Genomic DNA, 21314 nt, shown 5'->3' with positions numbered 1-21314 from the left:
CACCGGACGGCCGTCTGCCCCGGCGGCGGCTAGCCTGGGATTGCGGCACGCACGCACGCACGATCGGAATCGGAGCAGTGCGGTGGATCCTTGGACGGGCCGGTCGTGAGGCCGGCGGACGGCGTCGGCCCCGGCGGCGCCGACTGGCTGCTGGCCTCCGGCGAACGGGGCAACCCGGCGACGCGCCTGGACCGGCGCCGCCGGGACGGCACGACGTGGTCGCGGGGCAACCACGTACGGCCCCTGGTCCACGGGGCCACGTACTTCGCGGAGCTGCTGGCGGAGATCCGCGCCCTGCGCGCGGGCGACCTGCTGCTGTTCACCGACTGGCGCGGTGATCCCGACGAGCGCCTCGACGGGCCCGGCACCGAGATCGGCACGGTCCTGAGCCGGGCGGCCGGGCGCGGAGTCGTCGTCAAGGGGCTGCTCTGGCGCTCCCACCTCGACAGCCTGCAGTTCAGCGAGGCGGAGAACCGCCACCTCGGCGAGGAGATCGAGGAGGCCGGCGGCGAGTGCCTGCTCGACATGCGGGTGCGGCCCGGCGGCTCCCACCACCAGAAGATGGTGGTGCTGCGCCACCCCGGCCGCCCCGGGCTGGACATCGCCTACGTCGGAGGCATCGACCTCTGCCACAACCGCAACGACGACGCCGCGCACCACGGCGACCGCCAGTCGCTGCCGCTGGCCTCCGCTTACGGGCCGCACCCGCCGTGGCACGACATCCAGCTCGCCCTGCGCGGACCGGTCGTGGGCGACATCGAGGCCGTCTTCCGCGAGCGGTGGGAGGACCCGGCGCCGCTCAGCCGCAGCCCGCTCACCCGGCTGCGGGAGCTGGCGCACCGGGAGGACACCATCGCGGACAGCCTGCCCCCGCAGGCCGCCGACCCGGCGCCCTGCGGCACGCAGACCGTGCAGGTGCTGCGGACCTACCCCGACCGGCTGCTGGGCGGCTACCCCTTCGCCCCCGACGGCGAGCGCAGCATCGCGCGCGCGTACGACAAGGCGCTGCGGCGGGCCCGGACGCTGATCTACCTGGAGGACCAGTACCTGTGGTCCCCGCGCGTGGTGGCCTTCTTCGCCCGGGAGCTGCGCGGGCATCCGGGGCTGAGGCTGATCGGCGTCATCCCCACGGTCCCGGAGCAGGACGGCCGCCTCACGGGGCCCATGAACCTGATCGGGCGGATCAACGCCCTGGAAGAACTGCGCCGCGCCGGGGGCGGGCGCGTCGCGCTGTACGGACTGGAGAACCACGCCGGAACCCCGGTCTACGTCCACGCCAAGGTGTGCGTGATCGACGACGTGTGGGCCTCCGTCGGCTCCGACAACATCAACCTCCGCTCGTGGACCCACGACTCCGAACTCAGCTGCGCCGTGTACGACGAGACCCCGGACCCGCGGCTTCCGCGCGACCCCGGCGGCCTCGGCGACGGCGCGCGCGCCTTCGCCCGGGAGCTGCGCCTGGAGCTCATGCGCGAGCACCTGGACGCGCTGGACCCGGGCGTTCCGGCCCCGGCGGGCCGGGAGGCGGCGGGCGTGCTGTGCGATCCGGTGGCCGCGTTCGAGGCCTTCGCGGCGTCGGCCGCCGCGCTGGACGCCTGGCACGCCGGCGGCCGCCGCGGCCCACGGCCGCCGGGACGGCTGCGCCGCTACGTTCCGCCGGACCTGCCCGCCGCGCAGCGGCTGCTCGCCGCTCCGCTGAACCGCCTTCTGGTCGACCCGGACGGCCGTCCGATGGGGATGCGGCGGCGGAATGTCTTCTGAGGTCAAACCGCCGCAACCAGGGACACCTTTACGTCACATAGCGCACGTTCCCGGCCCGGATGGGTACCGCCTCAGGGGCCGGAGCGGCGTCGGGTTAGCATATGAGCACCGCCTAGCTCGAAAGATAATCCTGTGACTGTCAATGAGGACTCGTTCACCAGCTGGAAGAACCGCGAGGAGATCGCGGAGTCGATGATCCCGATCATCGGGAAGCTGCACCGGGAGCGGGACGTCACGGTCCTGGTCCACAGCCGATCCTTGGTGAACAAGTCGGTGGTCAGCATTCTCAAGACCCACCGGTTCGCCCGCCAGATCGCCGGCCAGGAGCTCTCGGTCACCGAGACCCTGCCGTTCCTGCAGGCGCTCACCACCCTCGACCTCGGCCCGTCGCAGATCGACATCGCCCTGCTCGCCGAGGCGTACAAGGCCGACGACCGCGGCCTGTCGGTGGAGGAGTTCACCGCGTCGGCCGTCGTCGGCGCCACCGGTGAGAACAAGATCGAGCGCGGCGACGGCCGCGACGTCGTCCTCTACGGCTTCGGCCGCATCGGCCGCCTCGTCGCCCGCCTGCTCATCGAGAAGGCCGGCTCCGGCAACGGCCTGCGCCTGCGCGCCATCGTCGTCCGCGGCGGCGGCGAGCAGGACCTGGTCAAGCGCGCCTCCCTGCTGCGCCGCGACTCCATCCACGGCCAGTTCCAGGGCACCATCACCGTGGACGAGGCGACGAGCACGATCATCGCCAACGGCAACAGCATCAAGGTGATCTACGCCAACGACCCCTCCGAGGTCGACTACACGGCGTACGGCATCAAGGACGCCATCCTCATCGACAACACGGGCAAGTGGCGGGACCGCGAGGGCCTGTCGAACCACCTGCGCCCCGGCATCGACAAGGTCGTCCTGACCGCCCCGGGCAAGGGCGACGTCCCGAACATCGTCCACGGCGTCAACCACGACACCATCAAGCCGGACGAGCAGATCCTGTCCTGCGCCTCCTGCACCACCAACGCGATCGTCCCGCCGCTGAAGGCCATGGACGACGAGTACGGTGTCCTGCGCGGTCACGTGGAGACCGTCCACTCGTTCACGAACGACCAGAACCTGCTGGACAACTACCACAAGGCCGACCGCCGCGGCCGTTCGGCGCCGCTGAACATGGTGATCACCGAAACCGGTGCCGCCTCCGCCGTCGCCAAGGCGCTGCCCAACCTCAAGGCGCCGATCACCGGCAGCTCGATCCGCGTCCCCGTCCCGGACGTCTCGATCGCCATCCTCAGCCTGCGCCTGGGCCGCGAGACCACCCGCGAGGAAGTCCTCGACTACCTCCGCGACGTCTCCCTGCACTCGCCGCTGAAGCGCCAGATCGACTTCACCACGGCCCCCGACGCGGTCTCCATGGACTTCGTCGGCTCGCGCCACGCGTCGATCGTGGACGCCGGAGCCACCAAGGTCGACGGCGACAACGCCATCCTCTACCTCTGGTACGACAACGAGTTCGGCTACTCCTGCCAGGTCATCCGCGTGGTCCAGCACGTGTCCGGGGTGGAGTACCCGACCTACCCGGTCCCGGCGGTCTGATCCCGGCGCACCGTTCCACCCGCTGTTCCCGTCAGGCCCGGCCGTCAGGCCGGGCCTGACGTGCTCCCCGCGCGTACCGGCCGGCGCAGGAGGTAGGCGGCCGCGCCCGAGACGAGGACGGCCATGCAGGCGATGAAGACCAGCCCGGCGCCCTCCAGGCCGAGCGGGTCGGCAAGCAGCCCCACGCCGATCACCGGCACCGAGATGCCCGCGTACGCCACCACGAACAGCGTCGAGATCACCGCCGCGCGCCGGTCCGGCGGCGAGGCCGCCGCCACCGCGGACAGCGCCCCGCGGAACGCCAGCCCCTGCCCGGCGCCGCCGACGAGCGCGCTCGCCACCACCAGCGCCAGCTGGTCCCAGACCAGCGCGCCCGCGAGCAGGGCCAGCCCGGCGAGGAGCCCGGCGCAGCCCAGCGGGAGCGAGCGCCCCACCCCGACCCGGCCGACCGCCAGCTGCCCGGCGGTCGAGGCGAAGAAGGCCAGCGCGACGACCGCCCCGCTCACGGCCCGGTTGTGCACGTCGAGGGACTGGGCGAGGAAGGCGGGGCTGACCGAGGTGAACACCCCGAACAGCGCGAAGCCCACGAACGCGGCGATCGCCGCGGGCGCGAACACCGCCCGTACCTGCGGGGGCAGGCCGGGCCGCTGCGGGCGTACGGTGCTCAGCGGCCGCCGCTCCGTCACGGTCTCCGGAAGCCCCAGCAGGACGCCGGCCGAGGCCGCCACCAGCACGAGGTGCACGGCGAAGGTCAGGTAGAGGGGCCAGGGGGCGTACTGCGAGAGCACCCCGGCCAGGAGCGGACCGCAGCCCAGCCCGCCCATGTTGGCGGCCGTCGCCACGAGCGTGGCCCGCGAGGTGCCGCTGCGGGGTGCCAGCTCCATCACGTACGCCGTCGCCGCGCCGGTGAACAGCCCGGCGGACAGCCCCGACAGCAGCCGCCCCGCGTACAGCCACCCCATGCCGGTGGCGCACAGGAAACAGACGGCGCTCGCCGCCGCGAAGCCCAGGCCGACCAGCAGCACCGGCCGCCGCCCCACGGCGTCCGAGGCGTTGCCCGCCAGCAGCAGTACGCCGATCACCCCGAAGGCGTACACGGCGTACACCACGGTCACCATCAGTTCGGAGAACCCGAACTTCTCCTGGTAGAGGCCGTAGAGGGGGGTCGGCAGCGTGGTGCCGGCCATGCACACGGCGAAGACCGCCCCGCCGAGCAAGCACTGGCGCCACCTTCGGCGATCACCGTCCATGCCGCCGACGGTAACCCCGCGGCCGCGGCCCGGCGCGCCGGGCGGGGCCCGGCCGTCATGGGCGGCCGGCGTGGAGTTCCAGCGGTCCGGTGCCCGTGGCGCGCGCGGTCAGGCAGGCGGTGATCTGGCGCCGCAGGGCCGGTTTGACCAGGCCCGGGAGGTCCGCGGGTGCGACGGTGCGCCACTGGAGGAGCTCGGTGGGGTCGAGGCGGATCCGGTCGAGGACGGCGGCGTCGAGGACGTCGCCGTCGTAGAGGAAGCGGATGCGCGCCGGACGGCCGGGCTTGTGCGACCAGTTCACGGCGAGCAGCCGGCCCGGGGCGAGGTCGAGACCCAGTTCCTCGTGGACCTCCCGCCGGGCGGCGGCCCGCGGGGTCTCGCCGAGGTCGCTGTCGATGCCGCCGCCGGGCAGGTTCCAGCGGTCGCTCCGGCCGTACGCGGGCTGGACCAGCAGGACCCGGCCGTCGGCGGCGGTGAACAGCACGCTCGCGGCGGTCACGGCCTTGGGCCGGCTGGCCCGGTGGCTGGCAGCGTCGAGGGCGCCGGAGTGTTCCAGGGCGAGGCGCCGGGCCGGGTCCAGGCCGGCCGGGGAGCCCGGCTGCGGCACGCCGTCGACGAGGTGGGCGAAGGAGCCGGTGTGCAGGGCGGCCAGGCCGGCGCGCAGCCGGGGAGCGATGCGGGCCGGCAGGGCCTCGCAGGCCTCGTCCGGCCGGAGCCAGCGCGCCTCGGTGATCCCGCCGTCCCGGAAGGAGAGCGCCGCGGCCTCCTCAGGGCTCAGCGGCCCGACGAGGTGGACGTGCACCACCAGGGCGCGGCCGAGGGCCCCCGGGGGCCGCGAGTCCACCGCCAGCAGCCGGCCGACGGGCAGGTGGAGGTCGAGCTCCTCCCGCAGCTCGCGGGCCAGCCCGGCCTCCGGGGTCTCGGCGGCCTCGACCGTGCCGCCCGGGAGCTCCGGATCCGCCTCGCCCGAGGTGGCCAGTACGAGGATCCGCCCACGGGTGTCCAGGACGATCCCGGTGGCGGCCACGAGCGGGGCCGGCCGGGCGGCGTGGTAGGCGCGCACCGCGTCGGGGGAGGGGCGGTCGGGCACGGCGGGCTCCTGGGGAGGTCTCGTCGGTCGGGTCGTCGGCAGGAGCACTATGCCGGGCCCCGGCCGGTGCCGGTCACCGACATGCGGCTCAGGCGCGGGCCAGCAGCAGGCCGCCCATGGTGACCATCGTCGCCGCGACGAGCCCGTCCAGCACCCGCCAGGCCGACGGGCGGGCGAGCACGCCGCTCAGCAGCCGGGCCCCGTAGCCCAGGCTGACGAACCAGGTCAGGCTGGCCAGTGCGGCCCCGACGCCGAAGACCCACCGCAGGTCCCCGCGGTCGGCGGCGAGGGAGCCGACGAACAGGACGGTGTCCAGGTACACGTGCGGGTTGAGCCAGGTCATGGCCAGACAGGTCAGCACGGCCCGGCGGCCGGATCCGGCGGCGGCCCCCTCTGTGGTGAGGGCGGCGCCCGGGACGGGGCGCAGCACCCGGCGGGCGGCCAGCACTCCGTAGCCGAGCAGGAAGAGGCCCCCGGCCAGGCCGACCGCGGTCAGGGCGGCCGGCCAGGCGGTGACGAAGGCGCCGACGCCGGCGACGCCGAGGGCGATGAGCAGCGCGTCGGACACGGCGCAGATGGCGACCACGGCGAGGACCGCGTGGCGGCGCGCGCCCTGGCGGAGGACGAAGGCGTTCTGCGCGCCGATGGCGACGAGGAGGGAGAAGCCGGTGCCGAAGCCGGCGAGGGCCGCGGTCAGGGTGCCGTGTGTCATGTCGTCGACCGTAGGCAGCGATGACGGTTCAGTACAGCTAATGATTTTTACGTACCATTAGCACTCGTGATGGACGAGCTACCCCTGGACCAGGTGCGCACGCTGCTCGCGGTGGTCGACGAGGGCACCTTCGACGCGGCGGCCGCCGCCCTGCACGTGACCCCCTCCGCCGTCAGCCAGCGGGTCAAGGCGCTGGAGCAGCGGACCGGGCGGGTACTGCTGATGCGGACGAAACCGGTGCGGGCGACGGAATCGGGGGAGGTGGTGGTCCGCTTCGCCCGGCAGCTGGCCCGGCTGGAGCGGGACGCGCGGGCCGAGCTGGGCATGGCCGACGGGACCGGCCCGGTGCGGCTGCCGATCGCGGTGAACGCGGACTCCCTCGCCACCTGGTTCCTGCCGGCCCTGACCCGCGTGCCGCAGGATCCGCCGGTCTGCATCGAACTGCACCGCGAGGACGAGTCGCACACGACGGCACTGCTGCGGGAGGGGCAGGTCATGGCGGCGGTGACCTCCTCGCCGGACCCGGTGGCGGGGTGCAGCGTACGGCTGCTGGGCCTGGCGCGGTACCTGCCGACGGCGAGCCCCCGGTTCGCGGCCCGGTACCTGACGGGGGCGCCGGAGCGGGATCTGCGGGAGGCGCCGACGATCGTGTTCGACCGGAAGGACGACCTCCAGGACGCCTTCGTCCGGTCGCTGACGGGGGACCCGGCAGCCGGGGCGGGAAGGGTGCGGCACCACATTCCGACCTCGGAGGGGTTCCGCGACGCGGTGGTCGCGGGACTGGGGTGGGGGCTGGTGCCGGAGCAGCAGGCGCGGCCGCTGGTTCGGACGGGTGAGCTGGTGCTGCTGGAGCCCCTGCGCCCGTTGGACGTACCGCTGTACTGGCAGCAGTGGAAGCTCGACTCCCCGGCCCTGTCGACGGTGGCGGAGGTGGTCGCGGCGGCGGCCCGGGAGGCCCTGCGCAGCCCCCCGCACCGGGGGCTCTAAGCTGCCGGCCATGGAGTCCTACACGATCGGACAGGCTGCCCGGCTGCTCGGCGTCAGCGTCGACACGGCCCGTCGCTGGGCGGACGCGGAGCGGTTCCCCACCCGCCGGGAGGGCACGCGCCGGATGGTGGACGGTCCGGACCTGGCCGCCTTCTGCGTCGAGGCCGCGCGGGAGGCCGGCGACGGCGAGGAGGCCTCGTACACCTCGGCGCGCAACGCCTTCCCGGGGATCGTCACCGGCGTGAAGCTGGGCACGGTCGACGCGCAGGTGGAGATCCAGGCCGGGCCGCACCGCATCGTCTCGCTGCTGACGCGGGAGGCGGTGGAGGAGCTCGGGCTGGAGGTGGGGGCGCGGGCCACGGCGCGCGTGAAGTCGACGAGCGTGTTCATCGACCGCACCTGAGGCCCGGCGGGGACGCCCCGGCGGCGATGGCAGACTGGCCGCTGATCCGCCGAAGGGAAGTACGTCCTTGTCCATGTTCAGCAACCTGCGCCGCGCCGTGCGCCGCGGCTACCGGCGGGCCGTCGACCTCAGCCATCCGGCCCGCTCCCCGCTCGGCAGCGCGGTGGTCAACTGCATCGTCTACCGGGACGGCGTACGCCAGGAGGACTGCGGGGAGGTCGAGGAGGCGCTGCGCCGGGTCCGCAAGGCGGGCGACGGCTTCGTCTGGATCGGCCTGCACGAGCCGTCCCAGTCCGAGCTCGCCAAGCTCGCCGAACTGTTCGGCCTGCACCCGCTCGCGGTCGAGGACGCCGTGCACGCACACCAGCGTCCCAAGGTGGAGCGCTACGACGGCACGCTGTTCTCCGTCTTCAAGACCGTGCGGTACGTGGAGCACGAGGAGCTGACCGCGACCAGCGAGGTGGTGGACACCGGCGAGCTGATGGCCTTCACCGGCGAGGACTTCGTCATCACCATCCGGCACGGCGGCAGCGGCACCCTCGGCCCGGTCCGCGAGGAACTGGAGGCCTCCCCGGACCAGCTGGCCAAGGGGCCCGCCGCGGTTCTGCACGCCATGGCCGACCACGTGGTCGACGACTACGTGGCCGTGACGGACGCCGTGCAGAACGACATCGACGCCGTCGAGACGGCGGTGTTCAGCGAGGACGGCGGCCGCGGCGACGCCGGCCGGATCTACCAGCTCAAGCGCGAACTCCTGGAGCTGCGGCGGGCGGTGGCGCCGCTGAGCCGCCCCCTGGAGCAGCTGGCCACCCAGCCTATACCGGTCATCCCGCCGGAGAGCCGGGCGTACTTCCGGGACGTGGCGGACCACCTGACCCGGGCGACCGAGCAGATCGGCGCCTATGACAACCTGCTCGACTCCATCCTCCAGGCGCACCTCGCGCAGGTGACCGTCGCCCAGAACGAGGACATGCGCAAGATCACGGCGTGGGCGGCCATCGTCGCCGTCCCGACCATGGTCTGCGGGGTCTACGGCATGAACTTCGACCACATGCCCGAACTGCACTGGACCTACGGCTATCCGCTCGTCCTCGGCGTCATGGCGCTCGCCTGCTTCGTGATCCACCGCGGCTTCCGGCGCAACGGCTGGCTCTGACCTGCGAAATCCCTGATGAGGCAGACGCGGACGCCGGATAGGGTCCGCCTGTCACTGATCATCGGCAGGGAACGGGCGGGTCGCACATGGAGCGGACGACGGGGCAGCGGGACGGCGGCACGGCGGCGGGAGGGGCGGCCGACGGGCTCGCGGGCGACCGGGTCCGGCTGGAGCCGCTCGCGCACCGGCACCACGACGGCCTGTGCGAGGCGATCCGGGACGGGCGGTTGTGGGAGCTCCCGGTGACGACCGTCCCGCACCCCGACGAGGTGCGCGGCTTCATCGACGACGCGCTGGCGGCGCGGGCGCAGGGCACGCAGATCGCGTACGCGACGGTGGACGTCGCAACGGGCCGGATCGCCGGCTCGACCCGGCTCATGGCCATCAACACCGCGTACCGGCGGCTGGAGATCGGCTTCACCTTCCTCGGCGGGACCTGGCAGGGGACGGGCACGAACACCGAGGCCAAGCTGCTCATGCTCACGCACGCCTTCGAGGGCATGGGGATGAACCGCGTCGAGTTCCTCACCGACGTGCGCAACAGCAGGTCGCGGGCGGCGATATCCGGGCTCGGCGCGACGCACGAAGGAGTCCTGCGCCACCACATGGTGATGCGCGACGGCCGGATCCGCGACAGTGCGGTCTACAGCATCACCCGCCCCGAATGGCCGGACGCCAAGCGGGAACTGACGGCCCGTCTTGCTCACCGGGCCTGACGCGGAGCGCGCGGCCACCGGGGATCGCCGTGTGACGCACGGGTCTTGAGCTGCCGTCAGCTCTGGTAGTAAAGTTTCCTAACGAAATAGGGACGCCTCAACTACCCCACGGAGGCCTTGTGTTCACCCCCCACCGCAAGATGCTCGCGATGGGCGCACTGCTCGGCAGCGCGCTCATCGCCGTCCCTGTCGCCGCCCACGCCACCGCGGCCCCCGCCCCGACGGCGGAGACCGCGGCGGCAGCGGCCGCAGGACTCGACGATCCGGCGAAGAAGGAGATCGCCATGAAGATCGTCTCCAGTGCGGAGAACTCCTCGCTGGACTGGAAGGCGCAGTACAAGTACATCGAGGACATAGACGACGGTCGCGGCTACACGGCCGGCATCATCGGCTTCTGTTCCGGCACCGGCGACATGCTCGACCTCGTCGAGTACTACACCCAGGTCAAGCCGGGCAACGTGCTCGCCAAGTACCTGCCCGCCCTGCGCAGGGTCGACGGCAGCGACTCCCACGCCGGCCTCGACCCGAACTTCACCAAGGACTGGGCGAAGGCGGCCCAGGACGCCGAGTTCAAGAAGGCCCAGGACCACGAGCGCGACCGGGTCTACTTCAACCCGTCCGTGCAGCAGGGCAAGTCCGACGGGATCGGTGTCCTCGGCCAGTTCATCTACTACGACGCCATCGTCATGCACGGTGACGGCACCGACTCCACCAGCTTCCGAAACATCCGCAAGCGCGCCCTGTCCAAGGCCAAGCCCCCGTCCCAGGGCGGCAACGAGACCGCCTACCTCAACGCCTTCCTCGACGCGAGGGTCTGGGCGATGAAGCAGGAGGAGGCGCACAGCGACACCAGCCGGGTCGACACCGCGCAGCGGGTCTTCCTGAAGAAGGGCAACCTGAACCTCAACACCCCGCTCGACTGGAAGGTCTACGGGGACTCGTTCCACATCGGCTGAGGCCCGCCGCGGCCCGGGGCCGGACCCTCCTTCCGGCGGCCCGGGCCGCGGTGTCGCGGTGCGGTAACGATGTGGGTAACGATCGAGGTGGCTGCCGGGGTGTCAAGTAGGCGCGCCGGAGGGACTTTTCGGACTTCCGGGGACACGACGCCACTCCTGTGCTCCCCAGTCGCACATTCGGTGCCGGAAATCTTCCCGTCCAGCCCATTTGGCTTCGCGCCAACTGGCTTGACCGCGACGTAAGGGGGGCATAAGTTCTGCCCCGGCTTGCTCCAGCAGGACGGGCCGACCAACCGTCCTCTGGGGGGACCCATGAACTACTACGTCGACGTTCTCAAGAAGTACACCGTCTTCTCCGGCCGCGCCCGCCGCCAGGAGTACTGGATGTTCTTCCTCTTCAACGTGGCCGCGCTGATCGTCGTCTCGATCCTGGACGCCGTCATCGGCACCTCCCCGTGGCTGTACGCGCTCTACGCGCTGGGCACCTTCCTCCCGAACCTCGCCGTGACCGTGCGCCGCCTGCACGACACCGACAAGTCCGGCTGGTGGGTCCTCATCAGCTTCGTGCCGCTCGTCGGCTTCATCTGGCTCATCGTCCTGCTGGCCACCGGCGGCAACGACCAGCCGAACCAGTACGGCGTGAACCCGAAGGCCGTCCAGGCCTGACCTGGCGCGTAAGCCTTCACGGCTGAGCGCCGCCCCGGCTGGGAACAGCCGGGGCGGCGCTTTTCGCCGTTCGGGGGGTCCGCGTGACACGCGTCTCCCGGACTGGCGGCAGGGGGCTGTCCAGACCGGCTCGATCACGAGATATCTTGATGTCGAGCAATGTTGCAGACGAGAGACGCAGACTGTGGAGCGGAGCATCCGGTGACTGACTCGACCATCATCTACACGCACACTGACGAGGCCCCGGCCCTCGCGACGTATTCCTTCCTGCCTGTGATCCAGGCGTACGCGTCGACGGCCGGTGTGAATGTCGAGACCCGTGACATCTCCCTGGCCGGTCGGATCATCGCCAGCTTCCCCGAGCACCTGGAGGAGAGCCAGCGGATCGCCGACGCCCTCCACGAGCTCGGTGAGCTGGCGAAGACCCCCGAGGCCAACATCATCAAGCTGCCCAACATCTCGGCGTCGATCCCGCAGCTCAAGGCCGCGGTCGCCGAGCTCCAGGGCCAGGGCTACGCCCTCCCGGACTACCCGGACGACCCGAAGACCGACGAGGAGCGCGAGATCCGCGCCCGCTACGACAAGGTCAAGGGCAGCGCCGTCAACCCGGTCCTGCGCGAGGGCAACTCCGACCGCCGCGCCCCCGCCTCGGTCAAGAACTACGCCAAGGCGCACCCGCACCGCATGGGCGCCTGGACCCCCGAGTCGAAGACGAACGTCGCCACCATGGGCGCGAACGACTTCCGCTCCACCGAGAAGTCCGCCGTGATCGCCGAGGCCGGCACGCTCCGCATCGAGCACGTCGCCGCCGACGGCGCCACCACCGTCCTGCGCGACTCCGTACCGGTCCTCGCCGGTGAGGTCGTGGACGCGTCCGTCCTGCACGTCGACGCCCTGCGCACCTTCCTGAACGACCAGATCGAGCGTGCCAAGGCCGAGGGCGTGCTGTTCTCCGTGCACCTCAAGGCCACGATGATGAAGGTCTCCGACCCGATCGTCTTCGGCCACGTGGTCCGCGCCTTCCTCCCGAAGACCTTCGCCCGCTACGGCGAGACCCTCGCCGCCGCCGGCCTGTCGCCCAACGACGGCCTCGGCGCCATCCTCAACGGCCTGGGCGCGCTGCCCGACGGCGACGCGATCAAGGCGTCCATCGACGCCGAGATCGCCGAGGGCCCGGCCCTGGCGATGGTCGACTCCGACAAGGGCATCACCAACCTGCACGTGCCGTCCGACGTCATCGTCGACGCCTCCATGCCCGCCATGATCCGCACCTCCGGCCACATGTGGGGCCCGGACGGCGCCGAGGCCGACACCCTGGCCGTCCTCCCGGACAGCAGCTACGCCGGTGTCTACCAGGTCGTCGTCGACGACTGCCGCGCCCACGGCGCCGTCGACCCGTCCACGATGGGCTCGGTGCCGAACGTCGGCCTCATGGCCCAGAAGGCCGAGGAGTACGGCAGCCACGACAAGACCTTCGAGATCGCCGCCGCGGGCACCGTCCGCGTCGTCGACGCCGCGGGCAACACGGTCCTGGAGCAGGAGGTCGCCGCCGGTGACATCTTCCGCGCCTGCCAGACCAAGGACCTGCCGATCCAGGACTGGGTCAAGCTCGCCGTCACCCGCGCCCGCGCCACCGGCGTCCCGGCCGTCTTCTGGCTGGACGAGGACCGCGCGCACGACGCGCAGCTGATCGCCAAGGTCAAGACGTACCTCGCCGAGCACGACACCGAGGGTCTGACCATCGAGATCCTCTCCCCGGTCAAGGCCACCGCGTACTCCCTGGAGCGCATCCGCCGCGGCGAGGACACCATCTCGGTGACCGGCAACGTGCTGCGCGACTACCTGACCGACCTGTTCCCGATCCTGGAGCTGGGCACCAGCGCCAAGATGCTGTCGGTCGTCCCGCTGATGAACGGCGGCGGCCTCTTCGAGACGGGCGCCGGCGGCTCCGCCCCCAAGCACGTCCAGCAGCTGGTCAAGGAGAACTACCTGCGCTGGGACTCCCTCGGTGAGTTCCTCGCGCTGGCCGTCTCCTTCGAGCACCTCGCCACCACCACCGGCAACGCCCGCGCCCAGGTGCTGGCCGACACCCTGGACCGTGCGACCGGCTCCTTCCTCAACGAGGACAAGTCGCCGAGCCGCAAGCTGGGCGGCATCGACAACCGCGGCAGCCACTTCTACCTCGCCCTGTACTGGGCGCAGGAGCTGGCCCGGCAGACCGACGACCCGAAGCTGGCGGCGGCCTTCGACCCGCTGGCCAAGACGCTGGCCGAGTCCGAGGAGAAGATCGTCGGTGAGCTGATCGCGGTGCAGGGCTCCCCGGCCGACATCGGCGGGTACTACCAGCCCGACGCCACGAAGGCCGCGGCGATCATGCGCCCGTCCGCGACCTTCAACCAGGCGATCGCGACCCTGGGCTGACCCCAGCCCCAGGCAGTCGTACCTGTTCCGCCCCGGCCGGCATCGCGCCCGGCCGGGGCGGACCCGTATCCCGGACCCGTATCCCGGACCCGTATCCCCGGACCCGGTGGCCGGGGAGGGGACCCTGCGCTAGCGTTCGCGGTCCGTGACCTCGAGGGGGGATCTGTGGGACGTCGCTCCGACACGTCGTGCGCCGGCATCGGATGCGTGGGGCTCCTGCTCGTGGTGTTCGTCCTGCCCACGGTTGGATATCTGCTGGCCGTGCCGCTCGCCCTGCCCGATCTGCTGGCGGAGCAGACCCCGCCGCAGCAGATGCACGGTGTCACGCAGTACCTCGTCGCCTATGCCGTTCCGGCCGTCGTGGCCCTGGCCCTGGCGCTCTTCGCGAGCCGCCGCCGGACCAACGCGCGGTGGCTGGTCCTGGCCCGGGCGGCGGGCCTGCTCGCCCTGGTGGCCGCGGCACTGTGGTGGACGGAGAGCAAGGTCGGCGCCCACCCGGTGTGGAACGTCCGCGCCACGGCGGAGAGCATGGCCGCCGGGCTGGTGGCACTCGCCTTCGTCGTCGCGGTCCGCCGGTGGGACGCCTCCCGGGGCGGCCGGCCCGTTGCCGCGTCCCCCCGCCGGCCGGCCCCGGGGGAGATCTGGCTGGCCATGGTGCCGCTGCGCGAGGACCCGGCGCGGCAGCTGCGCCACTACTGCGTGGTGCTGGCGGCCCGCGCCGATCACGCGGAGGTCGCCCAGATCACCAGCAAGGACAAGGACGGGCGCTCCGACCACATCCGGATGCCGAACGACGGATGGGACAAGCACTCGGGACGCGACCACTGGGTGGAGAGCGGCCTGCCGCCGCGCCGGGTCGACTACCGGATGTTCCTCACCTCGCGGCCCCAGGGGCGCTGCCCGGCCCCCGTGTGGCGCGAGCTCGGCCGGCAGCTCGACTGACGCCGGGAGCCCGCGGGTCAGAGGCGGTGGATCCGTTCCTGCTCGAACGCCAGCGGGGACCGCCCGGCGGCCAGGATCCGCAGCCCGGGAGCCACGGACAGCAGGTTCCGCAGCCAGGCCAGGGCGTCCGGGCCGAGCTGCTCCGCCCCGTCCAGGACGAGCAGCATGTCCCGTTCGGCCAGCCACGAGGCGGCGTTCGCCGTCCCGCGGGGCGGCACGGGCATGTCGGGTACGGAGCGCAGCTCGGCCGTCAGCTCGCGGATGCCGTAGCCGCCGTGGAGCGGGTCCATGGCGACGACGGCCACCCCGTCGTAGAAGTTGGACGCGAGGCGCCGCGCGATCTCGCGCACCAGCAGGCTCCGCGGCTCGCGCAGGCCCCCCGCCACGGTCAGAACCCGTCCCCGCCGGACCGCGGTGAGCAGGCGGGACATTTCGCTGGATGTCGCCGGAAGCATGGTTGTCCGTAATTCCCTCATGGCACGATGGCCCCCCATCGCATGCGTGACCAAGGGCGGCAAGAGGGTTCGACCGAGCCGCGTGACGATGATTATGCGCCACTTGCGCCGCAAGACCAGGGGAATGTCGCATTCCGGCGAGTGGCTCCAGAGCCTCGCAGGTCAGGCCCACGCGGGGAGATGCGGAGCCGGGGGCAACAGCCGGCCCCGGCCCGGCGGATTCGGCGTCACGGCGCCCGCCGCCACGGCCGGGCGGTGCGCGTGGTGGCGCTTCAGGTCCTCCTCCCGGTACCGCCGCGTCTCCGCGTGCCAGACGGCGATCCCCGCGATCCACTGCTTCAGCTCGTCCACGTGGCGGTCCAGGGCCGCGCGGGCCGCCGCGTCCAGCCCGTGGTCCGCGTACATGACGGGGAGTTCGTTCGCCACCACGTGCTCGAACTGCTTCATCCGCGACGTCATCAGGTCGTTCACCACCCGCAGCGCCGTCGGGTAGTCGCAGTCGAAGAAGTTCTCCACGACGATCAGCAGGTTGTGCAGCTCGCCCTCGTACTCCGCCTCCTTCTGGTACGAGAACACGTCGTTCATGACGGCCGAGTAGTCGAAGGCCGCCGCCTGCAGGGACTGCATGGCCGAACTCCCGTAGACCTCCTCCGGAACGACGTCCATGTGCGCCATCCGCGCGAGGGAGATGGTCATCGGCGACCCGAAGGTCACCCGGCGCATCTCCAGGTAGTCCACCGGGTCCGGGACCCGGTTGGCCGCCTGGTTGTCCAGCTCCCACAGCCAGCTGTCGAGCACCTGGTCCATGGCCGACCGGAACATCTCCCGGCCGCGCGTCCCCATCGGCGCGGCCGTGCGCCGCCACAGGTCGGCCAGTCCCCGCTCCATCGCGTTGACCGCGGCCGGCGGCGCGGACAGGTCGAGCGGCATGCAGGCGCGCAGCCGCCGCGTCTGCGCCCTGGCCGCCGCCAGGGCCCGGGGGGTGCCGAAGACCAGCGGATAGACGTCGTCGGCGTACGTGCCCCAGCTCAGCCAGCCCGCGCTGATGTCCAGCGCCTCCGCCGAGCACGCCGGGTCGATGCCGGCCGAGGCCAGCGCAAAGTCGTACCCCCGCGCCTTGTCCTCCCACCAGATGCCCTCGTCCAGGATGCCCATCGCCCGGTCCCACTCGATGAGCCGCTCCCGGGCGCCCGCCAGGTGCGGGTTGAGCACGTTCCGGTACGGCAGGTAGAACTCCGGGATCACCGAAGGGCCCACCGGATGCGGGACGTTGGAGTGCCGGCGCCGCCGTCGCGCGCCGCCGGTCACGCCCAGCAGCGCCTTGACGTTGGCGCCGGTGGTGCCCAGCCCGGAGGGGCCGCGCAGCCACCCGGGCAGGCCCGCCTCCGTGCGGCCCGGCCGGGCCTTCATGTACCGGCTGGAGCGCATGTGCCACTCGTGGCCGCCGGACTGCCAGTCCTGGAGCCCGCGCGCGTAGGTGAGGACCGCGAGGATCCCGTCCGGGCCGAGGCCCTTCTCCGCGAACAGCACGGGCAGTTCGGTGAAGAAGGTGCTCTCGAACTGCTGGAGCCGCGAGGTGATCATGTTGTTCAGCTGGTCGGCGGCCTCCTGGGTGGTGCATCCGAAGAACCGCTCCAGGACCAGCACCCCGTTGCTCAGCTCCCCCTCCTTCCCGATCTCCCGCTCGTACGAGAACAGGTCGTTGCGGAAGTGGACCGAGTCGGCGAAGCAGTCGCGGAGCACCCGCAGCGCCCGCTCCCCGGAGACCGGTGCGGGCACCTCCACGCCCACCGCGTGCTCGACGATCCCCGCCGACCAGGGCGCGCCTCCCACCTTGCGGCGCTGTTCGACGTACTCCATCGGGTTCGACACCCTGCCGATGTTGATGTTGTCGAGCTCCCAGAGCGACTCGTCGAGCAGATCGCGGGTGGTGCGGGTGAAGCGCGCGATCCAGTCCGCCGAGTGGCCCGGCACCGTACGCCGCCACAGGTCGGCGAGGCCCGCCTCGACCGGATTGGCGGGCTCGGGCACCGGGGCGTGCGGATCGGCGGGCATGAACGGCGTGAGCCGCTCCAGCGCGGCCCGTCCCGCCGCCCGGTCACCGGTGCGCTTGAACCGCTCCAGGAACCAGTCGTCGAAGAAGAACACCCACACGTACCAGTCGGTGACGAGCGAGAGCATCGGGCCGTCGCACTCGGGGTGGGTGTAGGCGCACAGCAGCGCGTAGTCGTGCGCCTCCAGATCGGCCGGGCCCCACACGCCCGAGCCTTCCAGCATTCCCTGCTCCGCGGCCCACGCGCGGGTGTGCGTCCGGGCCTCCTCCAGATGGGGATTGAGGCGGGCGGGATGCGGGAGGTAGAACTCGGGCATTTCGAAGGGCTGCCCCGAAGCGCTCTCCTGCCGGCCTGTCTCCTGCCGGCCTGTCTCCTGCCGAGCGGTCATGACGAGGCCCCCTCAGTCGTCGAATCGGGAGATCTCTACGTTCTCCAGCACCCCGACGGCATCGGGCACCAGGATCGCGGCGGAGTAGTAGGCGGTGACCAGGTAGGAGATGATCGCCTGCTCGTTGATGTTCATGAAACGGACGGACAGGCCCGGCTGGTACTCGTCGGGCAGGGCCACCGGGTGCAGACCGATGACCCCCTCGTTGTCCTCGCCGGTGCGCAGGACGAGGATCGAGCTCGTCCGCTCCGGCGTCACCGGGATCTTGTTGCAGGGCAGCAGCGGCACCCCCCGCCAGGACGGGACCCGGTGCCCCTGGAAGTCCACGCTGTCCGGGTACAGGCCGCGCCGGCTGCACTCGCGGCCGAAGGCGGCGATGGTGCGCGGATGGGCGAGGAAGTACTGCGACCCGCGGCGGCGGCTGAGGAGTTCGTCCATGTCGTCGGGGGTGGGCGGACCGGTACGGGCGTAGACCCGCTGCTCGTAGTCGGCGTTGTGCAGCAGCCCGAACTCCGCGTTGTTGATGAGCTCGCTCTCCTGACGCTCCCTCAATGCCTCGACCGTCAGACGGAGTTGCTGCTCGGACTGGTTCATCGGCTTGTTGTAGAGGTCGGCGACCCGGGAGTGCACGCGCAGCACGGTCTGCGCGACGCTGAGCTCGTACTCGCGCGGGTCCAGGGCGTAGTCCACGTACGTGCCGGGCAGCATCACCTCGCCCGTGTGGCCGGCGGACAGGTCCACGGCGTCGCTGCCCCGGCGGCCGACGCGCTCGGCCTCCAGGTAGGCCTCGGCGTGCCGGCGCAGCGCGGCGGAACTGTTCAGCGCCGCGTCCCAGTCACCCCGGTTGAAGGTCATCGTCACCACGTCCGTCTGCGCCCGGGCGGTGAACTCCCACGTGGCGTCGGGCAGCGGGTGGTGGCCGAAGTGGTCGCCGTCGCTCAGCACGTCCAGGCTCGCCTCGTCCCCGTAGGCGCCGGTGCCGAGCCGTTCGATCCGCCCGTGGGCGATGAGGAAGATCTTGTCGACGGGCTCGCCGCGCCGGACGATGACGTCGCCCTTGCGGAACTCCTCCTTGACGAACCGGTCGGCGATCGCCTTGACCACCTGGTCGTCGGGGAAGTTCCGCAGCATGCCGAGCTCGCGCAGCATCGGCGGGATGACGCGGAGTTCGGTCCCGGTCTTCACGAAGGTGATGCGTCCGTCGCCGACGGTGTAGCTCACGGTGCGGTTGACCCGGTAGGTGCCGCCGCCGGTCTGCACCCACGGCAGGATCCTCAGCAGCCACCGCGAACTGATCCCCTGCATCTGCGGCGCGGACTTGGTCGTGGTGGCCAGATTCCGGGCGGCCTCGGTGCTCAGGCTCTGCCGGGCGGTGGCGGTCAGGTGGTCGGCGCTCACTTCGGTGCTGGGGTCGACGGACATGGCGGGCCTTCCTCTCGGTCGGTCTTCCTGGGAGTGGCGCGGGTGCCGTGCGCGACGGTGGGGTGTTCTGCCGGTCGGTGCTCCCTCCGGGGCCGGGCGGGGGGTGGTGTACGGGAGTGACCGGAAGGGACGGTCCCGCTCCGCGCGATCTGCTGTGCTCCCGTACGCCAGGGCCACGCGGTGTGACCGTGCGCCGCTCGGCGCACACGTCTAGTTAGGGGCAGGACGGCCTCACCCGGTACATCCGTCCCGGCCCCCCCGTGTTGAATGTCCGACCGCGTTGAATGGATGGACACGTGTACGAGCTGGGCGGTTCTGATGGCCAAGCGTGAACCCAACGGACGACTCCGCACCCTCCTCACCGACGCGCGCTGGAGCGGGCAGGACTTCGCACGCGCCGTCAACGGCGTCGCCGCCGAGGCCGGCCTCACCCTGCGTTACGACCGGACCTCCATATCCCACTGGCTGGCCGGCACCCGGCCTCCCGCGCACGTCGTCGCCCTCGCCGCCGAGGCACTGAGCCGCCGTACCGGACGGCGCGTCAGCCCGGCCGACACCGGTCTCGCGAGGCCGGCCGGCACCGCCCGCGGGCGGGACCGCACCGGAACCGGCCCGCACGGCGCGGACGTCCTCGCACCGGACCTCTCGGCCGTGGTGGCCGACGTCGCCGAGGGCGCCGCGGGTGCCGCCGGCCCCGGCCTCGAGGCGGCGGCCCTGCTGGGGGAGGTCCCGGTCTACTCCTCCGCCTGGCGGCCCCCCGGCTGGCCGCCGCCGGAAGGGGCCGGGGCGCCCGCCCGGCCGGCCGGGCGGATCGGCCTGCACCACGTGGAGGCCGCCGAGGCCGTGCTGCCGGTCTTCCGCAACGCCGACATGATGTTCGGCAGCGGCCTGGCCCGGCCCGCCCTGACCCGCTACCTCGCCACCACCGTGGCGCCCTGGCTGCGCGCCGGCGCCGCACCCGCGGTACGCCACCGGCTGCTGGGCTGCGCCGCGCGGCTCGCCTACACCGCCGGCTTCCTGTGCTTCGACGGCAACCAGCAGGGCACGGCCCAGGCGTACTACCGGGCGGGGCTGCGGCTCGGCCAGGAGGCGGGGGATCCGCGGTGCTGGGCGCCCGTACTGCGAGCCATGAGCGTCCAGGCCCACCACCTGGGCCACCGCAAACAGGCGTGGGAGCTGGCGGCGGCGGCCGCCCGGGAGGCGGGACGGCTCCCCACCCTGCAGGCCGCCTTCGTCACCGGACAGCTGGCGGTCGCCGAGGCCGGCTGCGGCGACCGGCGGGCGGCGGTGGCCCGGCTGGGCGAGGCGGAACGGCTGCTGGAGCGCTCGGCGGGGCAGCGGGCGGCCATCGGCGACTACCACCACGCCGCGCTCGCCCACCAGCAGGCCGAGGCGCTGGCGGCCCTCGGGGACGCGCGCGGTGCGATCGCCTCGCTCGGCACCTCCCTGCGGCACCGGCCCCCCAACGAGCGCCGCGCGCGGGCCATCACCCTGGCGCGGCTCGCCGAACTCCACCTGAACCAGGGCCATCTGGAACGGGCCTGTGCCACCTGGCACGAGATGCTGGACGCGGTGCCCCAGCTGGACTCGGCGCGGGTGCACGACGCCGTGGGGCGCCTGCGCGGCCGCCTCCAGACCGTCGGGGGCAACCGCACCGCGCGGGCGCTGCTGGTCCGGGTCCGCGGGCTCGGCTGAGGCCCCTCCAGGTCCTCCGGCCGACCGGCGCACGGCTTCGGATCACTAAGGTCGACCGCACCGAGTGAAGGGGGAGGGCCCGTGGGGACCTATCGGCAGACCGTGGTGGACCTGGACGCGTCGGCGGAGGAGGCGGCCGCCCGGGGCGAGCGCGGCAGGGGGTGGCTGGAGGCGGAGGGGTTCATCCGCCCGGTGCCGTGGCAGGGCGACGTGGCGTACCTGGCCGGTCCGCGATGGCGGAAGTCGGTCGACCTGGTTTCCTGGGACTGGCGTGCCCGGCTCAAGGGGCTGGAGGAGGAGCCCTGCGACGAGCTGCGCGTCGTCGTGGGCCGTACGGTCTTCTACGCAGGCCAGGGCGATGCCCCTTCCGCGCTCTGCCCCCACTGCCGAAGTGCCACGCCCGACTGGCCCCGCGAGGCCCTCGACGCCTGGTACGCGACGGGCGCGGCCGATCTCGACTGCCCGGCCTGCGCCCACCGCGCCCCGCTTGCGGAGTGGAACTGGACCGACGACCACTTCGCCTTCGCCCACCTCGGCTTCGAGTTCGACGACTGGCCGCCTCTGCACCCGCGCTTCACCGAGGCCTTCGGACGGGCACTGGGCCACCGGATCCGGGTGGTCGAGGGGAAGATCTGAGAACGGGGCAAGGGGGAGGGACGAGC

The 21314-nt window shown here is 72.4% G+C and carries 18 protein-coding genes; 12 read left to right on the top strand and 6 right to left on the bottom strand.

Annotation, left to right across the window (positions count from 1 at the left end):
- The first annotated feature begins 105 nt into the window (after positions 1 to 105).
- Both RIU97_RS06900 and RIU97_RS06895 read left to right on the top strand, forming a co-directional pair.
- Positions 106 to 1761, top strand: a complete 1656-nt coding sequence (locus tag RIU97_RS06900; RefSeq protein WP_404954191.1) for a phospholipase D family protein — start codon at positions 106 to 108, stop codon at positions 1759 to 1761.
- Positions 1762 to 1893: 132 nt separating this feature from the next.
- Positions 1894 to 3339: a glyceraldehyde-3-phosphate dehydrogenase gene (locus tag RIU97_RS06895; RefSeq protein ID WP_404954189.1), complete on the top strand. Its 1446-nt coding sequence runs from the start codon at positions 1894 to 1896 to the stop codon at positions 3337 to 3339.
- A 44-nt stretch (positions 3340 to 3383) separates the two neighbouring features.
- Here the strand turns inward: RIU97_RS06895 and RIU97_RS06890 are convergent, their stop codons facing one another.
- The 3 genes from RIU97_RS06890 to RIU97_RS06880 form a co-directional block, all read right to left on the bottom strand.
- Positions 3384 to 4589 carry an MFS transporter gene (locus RIU97_RS06890; RefSeq protein WP_404954187.1) on the bottom strand — a complete coding sequence of 402 codons (1206 nt, stop codon included), beginning with the start codon at positions 4587 to 4589 and terminating at the stop codon, positions 3384 to 3386.
- Positions 4590 to 4644: 55 nt separating this feature from the next.
- Positions 4645 to 5679, bottom strand: coding sequence for an NUDIX domain-containing protein (locus RIU97_RS06885; RefSeq protein ID WP_404954185.1), 1035 nt, complete (start codon positions 5677 to 5679; stop codon positions 4645 to 4647).
- A gap of 88 nt (positions 5680 to 5767) precedes the next feature.
- The gene (locus tag RIU97_RS06880; protein WP_404954183.1) at positions 5768 to 6391 is read right to left on the bottom strand and encodes a LysE/ArgO family amino acid transporter; all 624 of its coding nucleotides are present in this window, start codon (positions 6389 to 6391) and stop codon (positions 5768 to 5770) included.
- A gap of 69 nt (positions 6392 to 6460) precedes the next feature.
- Here RIU97_RS06880 and RIU97_RS06875 point away from each other — a divergent pair, with 69 nt between their 5' ends.
- The 8 genes from RIU97_RS06875 (at position 6461) to RIU97_RS06840 (ending at position 14638) form a co-directional block, all read left to right on the top strand.
- Positions 6461 to 7378, top strand: a complete 918-nt coding sequence (locus tag RIU97_RS06875; RefSeq protein WP_404954181.1) for a LysR family transcriptional regulator ArgP — start codon at positions 6461 to 6463, stop codon at positions 7376 to 7378.
- A gap of 10 nt (positions 7379 to 7388) precedes the next feature.
- Positions 7389 to 7781: a molybdopterin-binding protein gene (locus tag RIU97_RS06870; RefSeq protein WP_404954179.1), complete on the top strand. Its 393-nt coding sequence runs from the start codon at positions 7389 to 7391 to the stop codon at positions 7779 to 7781.
- A gap of 73 nt (positions 7782 to 7854) precedes the next feature.
- Entirely contained in the window at positions 7855 to 8937 is a 1083-nt protein-coding gene (gene corA / locus RIU97_RS06865; RefSeq protein WP_404954177.1) for a magnesium/cobalt transporter CorA, read from the top strand.
- 86 nt (positions 8938 to 9023) lie between these two features.
- Positions 9024 to 9653, top strand: coding sequence for a GNAT family N-acetyltransferase (locus RIU97_RS06860; RefSeq protein WP_404954175.1), 630 nt, complete (start codon positions 9024 to 9026; stop codon positions 9651 to 9653).
- A 140-nt stretch (positions 9654 to 9793) separates the two neighbouring features.
- Complete coding sequence (locus RIU97_RS06855) at positions 9794 to 10609, top strand: chitosanase (protein WP_404962776.1); 816 nt, start codon at positions 9794 to 9796, stop codon at positions 10607 to 10609.
- Positions 10610 to 10921: 312 nt separating this feature from the next.
- Positions 10922 to 11275, top strand: coding sequence for a DUF805 domain-containing protein (locus RIU97_RS06850; protein ID WP_404954173.1), 354 nt, complete (start codon positions 10922 to 10924; stop codon positions 11273 to 11275).
- A gap of 201 nt (positions 11276 to 11476) precedes the next feature.
- Positions 11477 to 13696: an NADP-dependent isocitrate dehydrogenase gene (locus tag RIU97_RS06845; RefSeq protein ID WP_404954171.1), complete on the top strand. Its 2220-nt coding sequence runs from the start codon at positions 11477 to 11479 to the stop codon at positions 13694 to 13696.
- Between the two features lie 165 nt (positions 13697 to 13861).
- Positions 13862 to 14638 carry a hypothetical protein gene (locus tag RIU97_RS06840; protein WP_404954169.1) on the top strand — a complete coding sequence of 259 codons (777 nt, stop codon included), beginning with the start codon at positions 13862 to 13864 and terminating at the stop codon, positions 14636 to 14638.
- 17 nt (positions 14639 to 14655) lie between these two features.
- On the opposite strand, the gene RIU97_RS06835 is transcribed toward RIU97_RS06840, so the two are convergent.
- From RIU97_RS06835 to RIU97_RS06825, 3 genes are all read right to left on the bottom strand, one after another.
- Positions 14656 to 15069: a hypothetical protein gene (locus RIU97_RS06835; RefSeq protein WP_362240324.1), complete on the bottom strand. Its 414-nt coding sequence runs from the start codon at positions 15067 to 15069 to the stop codon at positions 14656 to 14658.
- 186 nt (positions 15070 to 15255) lie between these two features.
- Positions 15256 to 17535: a germacradienol/geosmin synthase gene (locus tag RIU97_RS06830; protein WP_404954166.1), complete on the bottom strand. Its 2280-nt coding sequence runs from the start codon at positions 17533 to 17535 to the stop codon at positions 15256 to 15258.
- Positions 17536 to 17547: 12 nt separating this feature from the next.
- Entirely contained in the window at positions 17548 to 18957 is a 1410-nt protein-coding gene (locus tag RIU97_RS06825) for a family 2B encapsulin nanocompartment shell protein (protein ID WP_404954164.1), read from the bottom strand.
- 318 nt (positions 18958 to 19275) lie between these two features.
- On the opposite strand from RIU97_RS06825, the gene RIU97_RS06820 reads away from it, so the two are divergent.
- Both RIU97_RS06820 and RIU97_RS06815 read left to right on the top strand, forming a co-directional pair.
- On the top strand, positions 19276 to 20652 hold the full coding sequence (locus RIU97_RS06820) for a tetratricopeptide repeat protein (RefSeq protein ID WP_404954162.1): 1377 nt from the start codon (positions 19276 to 19278) through the stop codon (positions 20650 to 20652).
- A gap of 81 nt (positions 20653 to 20733) precedes the next feature.
- The gene (locus RIU97_RS06815; RefSeq protein WP_404954161.1) at positions 20734 to 21288 is read left to right on the top strand and encodes a hypothetical protein; all 555 of its coding nucleotides are present in this window, start codon (positions 20734 to 20736) and stop codon (positions 21286 to 21288) included.
- Positions 21289 to 21314 lie beyond the last annotated feature (26 nt).

It is taken from the genome of Streptomyces sp. 147326 (assembly GCF_045000215.1).
Classification (GTDB): Bacteria; Actinomycetota; Actinomycetes; order Streptomycetales; family Streptomycetaceae; genus Streptomyces.
Note: the sequence above shows the minus strand (reverse complement) of the source record. Positions and strands in the feature narration are given on the sequence as shown.

Coding starts and splice junctions, on each gene's coding strand:
- RIU97_RS06890 (WP_404954187.1), bottom strand. CDS start 4,589: ATGGACGGTGATCGCCGAAGGTGGCGCCAGTGCTTGCTCGGCGGGGCG.
- RIU97_RS06880 (WP_404954183.1), bottom strand. CDS start 6,391: ATGACACACGGCACCCTGACCGCGGCCCTCGCCGGCTTCGGCACCGGC.
- RIU97_RS06875 (WP_404954181.1), top strand. CDS start 6,461: ATGGACGAGCTACCCCTGGACCAGGTGCGCACGCTGCTCGCGGTGGTC.
- RIU97_RS06870 (WP_404954179.1), top strand. CDS start 7,389: ATGGAGTCCTACACGATCGGACAGGCTGCCCGGCTGCTCGGCGTCAGC.
- corA (WP_404954177.1), top strand. CDS start 7,855: ATGTTCAGCAACCTGCGCCGCGCCGTGCGCCGCGGCTACCGGCGGGCC.
- RIU97_RS06860 (WP_404954175.1), top strand. CDS start 9,024: ATGGAGCGGACGACGGGGCAGCGGGACGGCGGCACGGCGGCGGGAGGG.
- RIU97_RS06855 (WP_404962776.1), top strand. CDS start 9,794: ATGCTCGCGATGGGCGCACTGCTCGGCAGCGCGCTCATCGCCGTCCCT.
- RIU97_RS06850 (WP_404954173.1), top strand. CDS start 10,922: ATGAACTACTACGTCGACGTTCTCAAGAAGTACACCGTCTTCTCCGGC.
- RIU97_RS06835 (WP_362240324.1), bottom strand. CDS start 15,069: ATGTCCCGCCTGCTCACCGCGGTCCGGCGGGGACGGGTTCTGACCGTG.
- RIU97_RS06830 (WP_404954166.1), bottom strand. CDS start 17,535: ATGACCGCTCGGCAGGAGACAGGCCGGCAGGAGACAGGCCGGCAGGAG.
- RIU97_RS06825 (WP_404954164.1), bottom strand. CDS start 18,957: ATGTCCGTCGACCCCAGCACCGAAGTGAGCGCCGACCACCTGACCGCC.
- RIU97_RS06820 (WP_404954162.1), top strand. CDS start 19,276: ATGGCCAAGCGTGAACCCAACGGACGACTCCGCACCCTCCTCACCGAC.